The 11,232-nt window shown below is 46.8% G+C and carries 8 protein-coding genes; 7 read left to right on the top strand and 1 reads right to left on the bottom strand.

Translation table 11 applies throughout. The features are described from left to right. The first annotated feature begins 146 nt into the window (after positions 1-146). From uvrA to SMSP2_RS05035, 7 genes are all read left to right on the top strand, one after another. Positions 147-2,984: an excinuclease ABC subunit UvrA gene (gene uvrA, locus SMSP2_RS05065; RefSeq protein WP_146682917.1), complete on the top strand. Its 2,838-nt coding sequence runs from the start codon at positions 147-149 to the stop codon at positions 2,982-2,984. 284 nt (positions 2,985-3,268) lie between these two features. Then, positions 3,269-4,807 (top strand): 2-isopropylmalate synthase, encoded by a 1,539-nt coding sequence (locus SMSP2_RS05060; RefSeq protein ID WP_146682916.1) that lies wholly within the window; start codon positions 3,269-3,271, stop codon positions 4,805-4,807. A 108-nt stretch (positions 4,808-4,915) separates the two neighbouring features. After that, the gene (locus SMSP2_RS05055; protein WP_146682915.1) at positions 4,916-6,184 is read left to right on the top strand and encodes a 3-isopropylmalate dehydratase large subunit; all 1,269 of its coding nucleotides are present in this window, start codon (positions 4,916-4,918) and stop codon (positions 6,182-6,184) included. Between the two features lie 21 nt (positions 6,185-6,205). After that, entirely contained in the window at positions 6,206-7,306 is a 1,101-nt protein-coding gene (ychF, locus tag SMSP2_RS05050; protein WP_146682914.1) for a redox-regulated ATPase YchF, read from the top strand. Between the two features lie 12 nt (positions 7,307-7,318). After that, on the top strand, positions 7,319-7,765 hold the full coding sequence (locus SMSP2_RS05045; protein WP_146682913.1) for a DUF2284 domain-containing protein: 447 nt from the start codon (positions 7,319-7,321) through the stop codon (positions 7,763-7,765). Continuing rightward, positions 7,696-7,869, top strand: a complete 174-nt coding sequence (locus SMSP2_RS15255; protein ID WP_418287776.1) for a DUF2284 domain-containing protein — start codon at positions 7,696-7,698, stop codon at positions 7,867-7,869. The genes SMSP2_RS05045 and SMSP2_RS15255 overlap by 70 nt, the downstream gene beginning before the upstream one ends. 195 nt (positions 7,870-8,064) lie before the next feature. Beyond that, positions 8,065-9,348, top strand: coding sequence for a helix-turn-helix domain-containing protein (locus SMSP2_RS05035; protein WP_146682912.1), 1,284 nt, complete (start codon positions 8,065-8,067; stop codon positions 9,346-9,348). Here SMSP2_RS05035 and SMSP2_RS05030 read toward each other — a convergent pair. Then, a complete protein-coding gene (locus SMSP2_RS05030) occupies positions 9,345-11,069 on the bottom strand; it encodes a PrsW family intramembrane metalloprotease (RefSeq protein ID WP_146682911.1) in 1,725 nt (574 codons plus the stop codon). The two genes, SMSP2_RS05035 and SMSP2_RS05030, sit on opposite strands and share 4 nt — an antisense overlap. Between the last annotated feature and the right edge of the window lie 163 nt (positions 11,070-11,232).

Here is an 11,232-nt window from a genome sequence, read left to right as displayed (position 1 = left end):
AAAATGCCGCACACTTTGGATTTTTAAACAAAACCTTTTTATTTTGCGTATTATATTGCTTAACTGTATAATGAATGGTTGCGGTTTATGTTGATATTCTCATAAGCCTATACTAATCATATAGATATGCATTAAGGCAGTAAAATATGGCCAAAAAGGTGATTAAAGTGGTTGGAGCTCGTGAGCACAACCTGAAAAATATAGATATAGAGATTCCCCGGAACAAATTTGTTGTCATTACCGGTATCAGCGGTTCTGGAAAGAGCTCTCTGGCTTTTGACACTATATATGCAGAGGGTCAGAGAAAATATGTAGAATCGCTCAGCGCATACGCACGGCAGTTCCTCGAGCAGATGCAGAAGCCGGATGTCGAGCATATAGAAGGCCTGCCGCCGACGATAGCCATCGAACAGCGAAAAGGCTCAAGCAACCCTCGTTCCACCGTGGCGACTTCTACTGAGATATATGATTACTGCAGGGTGCTTTACGCACGTGCCGGCATCCCTCACTGCTGGATATGCGGCAGGGAGGTATCCGGCCAGAGCGCATCCCAGATAATAGATTCCATTTTGCAGTTTCCCGAGGGTACGCGAATTCAGATATGCGCTCCAGTCGTCAGGGGCGCAAAGGGTGAACACAGAGACGTTCTCACGATGATTCAGCGAGAGGGCTGGACACGTGCCAGGATAGACGGGGTAATCGGAGAGATAAAAAACGCTCCTGCCCTGGACAAAAACAAAAAGCATGACATTTATGCTGTTATAGACAGGCTTGTAATAAAAGAGGGAATTCGCGGCAGGCTCGGTGATTCTGTGGAATCGGCCTTAAAGATTGGAGACGGCAATGTTACTATCATGAAGCAGCTTCCGGCGGAAGCCCGCCCTAAGGACGCAAAAGCCGACTGGGAAGATGTTGTGTACAGCGAAAAATTTGCGTGTGTAGATCATCCCCAGGCTTCTCTGGAAGAGCTCTCTCCCAGGCTTTTCAGTTTCAATTCGCCTTACGGGGCGTGCCCAGAGTGCCACGGGCTGGGAACGATACTCGAATTTGACCCCGAGCTGATAGTGCCTGACACAACGCTTTCACTTGAAAACGGAGCTGTCTCGGCCTGGCGAAAGGGCGGCAAACGTATGAACATACTTTACAGCAGAATGATAAATAACTTTTGCAGTGATTTTGGCATAAGCAAAGCAATCCCATTTGAAAAAATACCTGCTAAGATAAAGAAAATACTGATGTATGGTACCGAGCCCGCTGATGAGACAAAGTACCGCTGTTCGTTTGAGGGGGTTATTCCGAACCTCAACAGAAGGTGGAAAAATACAGACAGTGAATTTGTAAAACACAGACTGCACAGCTTTCTCTCGGAGCAGCCGTGCAAGAAATGCGGCGGAAAAAGACTTCGTCCTGAAGCGCTGGCTGTTACAGTCGCCGGGCTTTCTATAAATGAGCTTTGTGCTATGAGCATTGAGAAAGCTCATGATTTCTTTATGGATATCAAGTTTGATAAGGAACGCGAGGTTATTGCCGCGCAGCCGCTTAAAGAAATAAGGGCACGCCTGAAATTTATGCTTGATTCCGGCCTTGGTTATATTACGCTTGACCGTGCCAGCGCGACGCTCTCCGGCGGCGAGGCGCAGCGGATACGGCTTGCTACCCAGGTCGGGTCAGGTCTGGTCGGCTGCTGCTACGTCCTTGATGAGCCGACAATAGGCCTTCACCGCCGCGATAATGACCGGCTCATCGGGATACTTCGCAAACTTACCAGCATTGGAAACTCGGTTCTTGTCGTGGAACACGATGAGGATGTAATACGGGAAGCCGATCACGTTATAGATATTGGCCCTGCCGCGGGCGCGCACGGCGGCGAGCTTGTGGCGCAGGGGACTCTTAAACAGATACGCGACTGCAAGCGGTCTATTACCGGCAACTACCTCAGCGGAAGAAGTGTTATAGAACTTCCTCCAAAGAGGCGTAAAGTCAATATGCAGAATTGCATAGAAGTAAAGCAGGCATCACATAACAACCTCAAGAAAATAAGTGTCAAATTTCCTCTCGAGGTTTTTACCTGTGTAACTGGCGTTTCCGGCTCGGGCAAGAGTACGCTTGTGACTCAGATACTTCTAAAGTCGCTTAAGAAAAAGATATACGGTTCCCGCGAAAATCCCGGAAAGCATAAAAGTGTTACAGGCTCAACACGGATCGATAAAATCATCGAGATAGACCAGTCTCCGATCGGCCGCACGCCCCGCAGCAATCCGGCTACTTATACAGGGATTTTTGACCAGATACGCCAGATATTCGCCAAAACCCGTGAAGCCAAGATACGCGGCTATAAACCCGGGCGTTTCAGTTTTAATGTGAAGGGCGGCCGCTGTGAAAGCTGCCAGGGACACGGCACAAAAAAGATCGAGATGCATTTTCTGCCGGATGTTTATGTTACATGCGAACACTGCAAAGGAACACGGTATAATCCGGAAACTCTGCAGATAACGTATAAAAGTAAAAATATAGCCGAAGTTCTTGATATGCGGATTCAGGAGGCTTTGCGGTTTTTTGCAAATGTTCCCAGAATTCACAGGATGCTTTTATGTCTTGCCAACGTGGGGCTTGGTTATATGACTCTTGGACAGGCTTCTACAACACTTTCAGGCGGTGAAGCGCAGAGAGTGAAACTTGCAACTGAGCTTGGCAAGCCATCCTCCGGCAGGACTCTTTATATACTTGATGAGCCGACAACGGGCCTTCATTTTGCCGACATACACAAGCTGCTTGATGTTTTGGGTATGCTTGTTGACAAGGGCAATAGTGTTCTTGTGATAGAGCACAATCTCGATGTGATAAAGATGGCAGACTATATCATAGACCTCGGCCCGGAAGGCGGCGACAGGGGCGGCGAGGTAGTGGAATGCGGCACTCCGGAGAAACTTGCAAAATCAAAGAACAGTTACACCGGCAGGTATCTTCGGGAGTATCTGTCTTGATGTTCATTTTTTAGTGATATTTTTTTGTGTTTTTTCTTGCAGCGGCGGGCGTTTAGGGGTATTATGCGGATATGAGCAACGGTTCAGGACATTTTATTGTTTCACTGACACTGCTTGAGGGCAGGTTGCTCCTATTGCGCCTTTAGGCGCAAATAAACATCACACCTACATAGTCCGCAAAACCAGCGGAATTAACCGAAAAGAGAGTCTAAGTCTTTTTTATTCCTATGTTTATAAACTGACAGGCTGTATTCTGCCTGTAACTGATATGAAAGGAACTTTTCATGGCAATAGAAACAGTAAAAATATTTGATACGACACTTCGCGACGGTGAACAGGCTCCCGGCGCCTCGATGAGTATTCAGGAGAAACTTGAGGTTGCCCATCAGCTTGAGCGTTTAAAGGTTGACGTAATCGAGGCGGGTTTTCCGGTCTCTTCGCCGGCGCAGTTTGATGCGGTAAAGCGTATATGCAGCGAGCTGACAGGGCCGACAATCGCCGGTCTTGCCCGTGCTAATTCAAAGGATATAGATGCCGCAAGCGAAGCGCTCAAAGACGCTAACCGCAGCAGAATACATACCTTTATAGCCACTTCACCGGTTCATATGGAGTATAAGCTCCGCAAAAAACCAGCCGAAGTGCTTGAAATGGCAGTAAAAGCGGTTGAATACGCCAAAAAATGTGCAGACGAGGTGGAGTTTTCGCCGGAAGATGCCTGCAGGACAGAGCTGCCGTTTCTTTTTGAGATACTTGAGGCGGTTATAGAGGCCGGAGCTACAATCCTCAATATACCCGATACAGTTGGTTATATCGTGCCTCATGAATACGCGAGTATTATATCCGGAATCAGAGAAAACGTAAAAGGCATTGACAAAGCCGTTATCAGCACCCATTGCCATAATGATCTGGGCCTGGCAACAGCAAACTCGCTCGCCGGAGTACTCAGCGGCGCAAGGCAGGTGGAATGCACAATCAACGGCATAGGCGAACGCGCCGGCAACTCCGCGATGGAGGAGATTGTAATGGCAATCAACACACGGCCGGACTGTTTTGAGAATATCGCCACCAATATTGAAAAGCGGGAAATATCACGTGCCAGCCGTCTTGTGTCGAATATGACCGGATTCGCGATAGCTCCGAACAAGGCCATTGTTGGCGCCAACGCATTTGCTCACGAGAGCGGAATCCATGTTGACGGTGTCCTTAAGAACCGTGAAACGTATGAAATAATGACCCCCGAGACCATTGGGCTTTCAGGCTCGCGGATGGTTCTCGGCCGTCATAGCGGCCGCCACGGCTTTGTTGACAGGTGCGGCCAGCTCGGCTATAACCTCAGTGAAGATGAGATCCTGATGGCTTATGAACGTTTCCTAAGTATTGCGGATAAGAAAAAGGAGGTCTTCGACGAAGATATCGTTGCCATCATCAACGACGAAGTGCGCCATGTTGAAAAAATCTATGAGCTCGATTATCTGCATGTAGCCAGCGGTACAGGCACACTGCCTACCGCCAGTGTCCGAATGAAATTTGAGGGCAAGACAGCCCAGGCCGCCGCCTGCGGAGACGGCCCGATCGACGCGGCATACCAGGCGATAAGAGAGGCGATCAATGAGGATCCAAAACTCATCAGCTACAACATACGTGCTGTTACCGGCGGCAAAGAAGCCATGGGCGAGGCAACAGTCCGCATTGAAAACGAGCACGGGCGGAGTTTCCTCGGCAGGGGAGCATCGACTGATATTGTAGAGGCTTCGGCTAAAGCATATATTGATGCGATAAACCGTATGCGGACCGGAGCTGTTACCGGTCAGGTCAAAGAGTGATATTTGAAGTTGATTTTTATATTTTATCCTCTAAAATACACAGCTTTAACTTGTAGTATGAATTGGGCCGAAGGCTCACATTGAGAAAACAGAACGGAGAATGCTTATATGGGCATGACAATAACAGAAAAGATTCTTGCCAGGGCTGCTGGGCATAAAACCGTAGCCCCCGGCGATATTATAAACGCCAACGTTGACGTGATGATGTGTCACGACGTTACAACTCCTCCGGCTATCAGTATGCTTGCCGAGAGGGGTATTGACGGCGTATTTGACCCTGACAGGATCGTTGTAACACCAGATCATTTTCAGCCGGCCAAGGACATCAAGAGCGCCCAGCTTCTGAAGCGGCTCGATGAGTGGGCACGCCGCAACAAGATTAAGAACTATTATCCAATAGGCAAGGCGGGTGTCTGCCATGCTCTGCTGCCGGAAAAAGGCCATATTCGCCCGGGCGAGGTGATCGTCGGAGGCGACTCCCACACATGTACTTACGGAGCTTTGGCGGCTTTCAGTGCAGGTATCGGTTCAACTGACCTGGCGGCGGCTCTGGCAACCGGTGAGCTGTGGTTCCGTGTGCCTGAATCAATGAAGTTCGTTCTCAACGGTTCTCTGGGCAAGGGCGTTTACAGCAAGGATATCATAATAGCCATCATTACCCGAATCGGTACTGACGGGGCCCGCTACCGTGCGATGGAGTTTGTCGGCTCGACTATATCCGAATTGTCAATGGAAGCCCGTATGACGATTACAAATATGGCGATCGAAGCCGGCGGCAAAAGCGGCATAATAGGTTTTGATGAAACGACAAAAAAATACCTTGATGAGCATCTCACCGCCGGCGTGACCGAATACACAGTTTTTGAGTCTGACCCCGACGCACAGTATTGCCGTATAGAGGAATTTGATGTTTCAGCTCTCGAGCCAATGGTGGCACTGCCGAACCTGCCAAGCAACGGCGTTGCGATAGGCGAGTGCGAGGGTACTGAAATGGATCAGGCGTATATCGGCAGCTGCACGAACGGAAGGATCGAGGATTTGCGTATCGCGGCAGAGTTTTTCAAAGGCCGCAAGGCAGCAATACGTACAATTGTTGTGCCCGCAACCCCCAGTATCTGGAAACAGGCCAACAAAGAAGGGCTGCTTGATATATTTGCCGACGCTGATTGTGTTGTTGCCGCACCAACCTGCGGTGCGTGCCTTGGCGGTTTTATGGGTATTCTTGCTGACAAGGAAAAATGTATCAGCACAACCAACCGCAACTTTGTCGGCAGGATGGGCCATCCAAAAAGCGAGGTTTACCTGGCCAGCCCGGCTACCGCCGCGGCAAGTGCAGTGGAAGGCAAACTGACCGATCCAAGAAAATTTATGAGTTAAAGCTAAAAGAAAAAGCGAATCATGGCATTAAGTATAGGCATTGTAGGACTGCCCAACGTGGGCAAAAGCACGCTTTTCAACGCTTTAACACGGGCGCAGAACGCTGATGCGGCGAATTATCCCTTTTGTACAATAGAGCCCAACAAAGCTGTTGTTCCGGTGCCCGATGCCCGGCTTTATCAGCTTGCGGAGATAGTAAATCCTAAGAAGATTGAGCCGGCGGTAATCGAGTTTTTCGATATTGCCGGTCTGGTAAAGGGTGCCAGCAAGGGTGAGGGGCTTGGAAACAAGTTTCTGGGTAACATTCGCCAGACCAGTGTTATTGTGCACGTTGTCCGCTGTTTTGAGGATGAGAATGTTGTCCATGTTGACGGCGCACCTGATCCTGCAAGAGATGTTGAGGTGATCGAGACCGAGCTTGTTCTTGCCGACCTTGAGCAGCTCGAACGTAAGATTGAACGGCTCGAGAAACAGATCAAGTTTGACAAGAAACTTCAGCACACACTCGACTTGGGACTCAAACTAAGGGATTTCCTAAATCAGGGCAGACCGGTTAGCGGTTTTCCTGAGAATGACAGCGATTTGTTTCGAGATTTTGTCAAAGAAATGTGCTTTATCACATCCAAGAAGGTGATCTTCGCGGCAAATGTAGATGAGGACGGCCTTGTCGGCGATAACAAGTACGTTAATGTACTTGAAGATATTGCAAGGCAGCGCGGCAGTGATGTTGTCAGGATCTGTGCCAAGATTGAGGAAGAGATGGTAGATATGAGCGATCAGGACAGGAACGAAATCCTCGAATCCATGGGAGTTCACGAGTGCGGCCTTGAGAAGGTTATACACAAGTCTTATGACTCGCTCGGATTGATGAGTTATTTCACTGCCGGACCCAAGGAGGTCCGTGCCTGGACGATTCAAAAGGGCTGGACCGCTCCCCAGGCTGCCGGCGTTATCCACACTGATTTTGAGAGGGGTTTTATCCGCGCTGAAGTCATACCCTATGATACCTATATTGAGTGTAAAGGTGAATCAGGGGCCAAAGCGGCGGGTAAACTTGAGGTAAAGGGCAAAAATTACGTCATGAATGATGGCGATGTTGTACATTTCCTCTTCAATGTTTAATTTTGTAAATCTATGGAAGATAAACTTAAATATCTTATATCAAAGGCATTAGAATCCGGTGCCGCGTCAGCCGGAATAATATCCCCCGGCGATATACGCTTTGACAAGGGCTTTCGCCTTGCATGTGAGCAGAACAGCTGCGGGCAATACGGCACAAACTGGATGTGCCCGCCGGCAGTGGGGCCGCTGGAAGATTTGATACCACGTGTTAAAGAATATTCTAAGGGTGTGGTTTTCCAGACCGTTTATCAGCTGGAGGATTCTTTTGATTTTGAGGGAATGATGAAGGCCGCTGACGTCCATCGGGATGTTTTGAACGTATTTATGATCATATACTTGAACATGATGAATACGGACAGGTGTTTCCGCTCAACGCGGGGGCATGTAAAATCTGTGATGAATGCACCTATCCTGCGGGCAAGCCGTGCCGTTTTCCGCAAAAGGCAGTTGCTTCCATAGAGGCCTACGGGATTGACGTAAACGCGATGCTCAGATTATGCGATATACCATACAACAACGGGCCTGCAACGGTGTCTTATGTAGGGCTGTTCCTGTTTAAATAACAGCCTGTATCCGCGGATTTCTGTATATACATCTTGCATACTTTTTCAGCTAATCCAGACGGTGTAATATGCCGCACACCTTATTTTAAAGTTTGTATTTGCCATTTGTAACTATCTTGCTATTATTGTTGTAAGTCTGGAACCCTGATGTTGTATTCAGGTGCTTGAGAGCAACATGTAAAGCATTATACTGCAATGGCTAATAACGAATATCTTAATATAGCGGATTTTGTCTCTAAGAGCCGTATGTCTGTGATCAGGCGAAGTCTCCGAGAGAACTTCGATATAGATCTGGAGGTGCTTGATGTCAACGCAAATCACTATGATGGATACGGTTTCCGATATCGTGAACCACATTTCTGTCATATAATCAAAAGTGATGACATCGGTAAGAGCAGATGCAGGCAGGAGAGAATCCGTGCCCTCAATATCGCGATCGAAACAGGCCAGCCGTATATTGCTTTGTGCCACGCCGGCATAGTGTTTGTCTGTGTTCCGCTGATGGACGATAAACAGCCTTTAGGCGGTATAATGTTTGGCAGGAGTATCTGGAGCGTTCCGGATGAGACTTTCAACGCCGACATCATTCGCAATACCGCTGACCTTGATCTTGATGCGGGAAAACTGCTGAAAAGTGTTTCAGATTTAAAAACCATTTCAGCCCGAAGAATCCACGAAGCTGCGGAATACGTTTATGTTCTTTTTTATCAGATCAGCGGTCTGGATCCCAATGTTGTGCAGTGGCGCCGTGAAAGAAGCAGGCAGCAGGCAGTTATTGGTGAATATATCGCCGAGTACAAAGACAGTTCTAAAATATCCACGGCTTATCCTTATCAGTATGAACAGCAGCTTATTTCAAAAGTTCGCCTTGGCGACCGTATAGGAGCCAAGGATATCCTTAATATCATGCTTGCGAGGTTGATGCTCAATGAACCCGGCGACATCGGCAAACTTAAAGCCAGAATGCTTGAGCTTACTACAGTTTTGAGCCGTGCCGCGGCGGACGGAGGCGTTGATATAAATATCCTGCTTGAGAAGAATCTGGCAAACATAAACCGGCTTATATCTATTGATACCCAGTCAGACCTGTGCGCCTGGGTCGGTCAGGCTCTTGATGATTTTATTGAGCTTGTATATACTTCGCAGGATTCACGTAAAATGATTCAGATCCGGCCGGCGGTAGATTTTATCGAAAAAAACTATTTTAAGCCCATCTCGCTTGCCGATGTTGCAAAGGCCGCTCATCTGAGCGTTTCCAGGCTTTCGCATGTGTTTAAAGAACATATGGATATGACAATAGTTGACTATGTTAATTCGGTAAGACTTGAAGGCGCTAAAAATATGCTCCTCAGTACAGACAAGAGCTGTACCGAGATATGTTATGAAGTAGGATTTAATAACCAGAGCTACTTCACAAAATGCTTCAAAGAAAAGGTTGGAGCTACACCGAAACAGTACCGTAAGTTAAATATACGTTAAGCCCGGCTGCATTGCGCAGATGGCGAGCTCTGCTGAACAGTTTTAAGTTCTCTGCGGCCGCAGTCTTGTAAAACTCCGGAGCTGCCCAGGGACTTAACGATTATAATCGCCAGGATATAGAAAACAATGAAACTTCGTACGCTGCCCAGATTTGCCTGGTAGGCTCCAAGCTGCCAGCCGGTAATAAAGTGCTGCGAAAGGAATACTGCAGAAAGCGAATAAACCAGGTAACGCGTACTGCTTGTTATTTTTGTCGGATTATCCTGGAATTGCCGGCCCATATATAATGATTTATTTATTATCAGGCCAAATTCTCTTGCAGCCATTATAAGTATGATTATCGATGTAAGTTTAAATACATCGTTAATCCATTCCGCAGAAAGCCAGAAATCATAAAGTCCGTGGATAACAACCGCCGCCGCCCATGTTCCGCCAAGCCAGGCGATTTTGTGTTTGTTATTTTTGATGTATTTGGCATAGACAAGACCATAAACGGCAAAAGATGTAAGAGACATGTGCAGAACAACGGCAGAAAGTGTCCTGACGCTGACTATACTTAGGCCGGGAGATTTGAAATAGTTCAAATTCTCCATAAAAGCAAATCCAAGGGCGGATATAGAAGCATAAATTATATAATCAATGGGTTTATTGATCTGCCCGGATATTTTCAAAATTATCAAAAACGGCAAAAGTTTCATAGATTCTTCGATAAGGCCGACACCGAATATACAGTAAATAAGGTCGCGGATCGGGCTTTGTCCTATCTTGAGATCCAGTCCGTGGTAAATAATATCATAATAAATCGAACAGAATTCGGCGAAAAACATGCCAAGAAGAAGGGCGGATAGAAGCCATACAGTATTAGCTTTGCCGTTCGAATGCAGCCGCTGCAGGAAAGCTGTCCAGATTATAAGGACGATTACCGCGGCAATGAACCCGCTCAAAGTTATCCCTTTAGATTTTAATGATTCAATGAAATATGAAAAAAACCTGCTCTGGCTTACCATTGCCTCACTGGTCAGTTTAGAAGGAACAAATCTGCCCGCTTTGGGATCTTTGGAGAGCTCATATATCTTGTCAAGTTCTCCCTGCTGCTGATACAGGTAACTGAGATTCCTGGCGGCACCCTCGACAAAGCCTCCAAGCTCTATCTCCCTTCGGAAATGTGATTCTGCTATATCAGGCTTGTTTATACCGAGAAATGCAATTCCTGCTGAGTTATTTACGTAAGGCACATTTCTGTTTTTGATTGTACTGAAATTACGAAGTGCAGTGATATACTCTCCGCGCAGAGTGTAGTAAATGCCCAGGCCGTAAAAGCCCATGTCAGATGTGCCCGGATCGTTTTCTTTAGACATCAAAACATACTGGCCGCGTACAAAATTATCGGTATGGTAAATTTTACCTGAATTTTTTATCATGAATTGGGTTTTAAGCAGCTCACGGTGGTAGAGCGGATTCAAGGAATCCTCGTCTAAGAGCTCGCTATAAAGATAAAACGCGTATTTGTAACTGCCGTTTTCAAAAGCCTTTTGAGCAGAAATAAGTTTAGAGTTTTTGTAATCACCACCGAAGAAAAAATTTACAGAGAAAACTACAACAGCTGCCGGTATGAATATTTTAACAAGGAAATCTTTCATTGTCGGATAATCATCGACATGTAGAAATCGACCTGCAAGGCTGCTGCAAGCCTTAATGCGCATAGAAAAAGTTTTAATCATGTTTTTACCATCCTCCGAAACAAACCAAGGAAATCAGGCTCCTTGTGTCTCATTCCTGTACTGAATTTCTTTTCTGATTATGTTTTCCAAAGACGCAGATCGAAAACAAATATCATTTAAAAGCTAATACACAATAAATTATTTTTACGTCAATTTCAATTGA

Source organism: Limihaloglobus sulfuriphilus, from assembly GCF_001999965.1.
Taxonomy (GTDB): Bacteria; Planctomycetota; Phycisphaerae; order Sedimentisphaerales; family Sedimentisphaeraceae; genus Limihaloglobus; species Limihaloglobus sulfuriphilus.
The sequence above is the reverse complement of the archived record's forward strand: the minus strand, read 5'-3'. Positions and strand labels throughout refer to the sequence as shown.

What these genes read in the sequence shown, in the direction of transcription:
- SMSP2_RS05045 (WP_146682913.1), top strand. Translation starts at nt 7,319, where the DNA reads ATGGAAGATAAACTTAAATATCTTATATCAAAGGCATTAGAATCCGGT.
- SMSP2_RS05055 (WP_146682915.1), top strand. Translation starts at nt 4,916, where the DNA reads ATGGGCATGACAATAACAGAAAAGATTCTTGCCAGGGCTGCTGGGCAT.
- ychF (WP_146682914.1), top strand. Translation starts at nt 6,206, where the DNA reads ATGGCATTAAGTATAGGCATTGTAGGACTGCCCAACGTGGGCAAAAGC.
- SMSP2_RS05035 (WP_146682912.1), top strand. Translation starts at nt 8,065, where the DNA reads ATGGCTAATAACGAATATCTTAATATAGCGGATTTTGTCTCTAAGAGC.
- uvrA (WP_146682917.1), top strand. Translation starts at nt 147, where the DNA reads ATGGCCAAAAAGGTGATTAAAGTGGTTGGAGCTCGTGAGCACAACCTG.
- SMSP2_RS05030 (WP_146682911.1), bottom strand. Translation starts at nt 11,069, where the DNA reads ATGATTAAAACTTTTTCTATGCGCATTAAGGCTTGCAGCAGCCTTGCA.
- SMSP2_RS05060 (WP_146682916.1), top strand. Translation starts at nt 3,269, where the DNA reads ATGGCAATAGAAACAGTAAAAATATTTGATACGACACTTCGCGACGGT.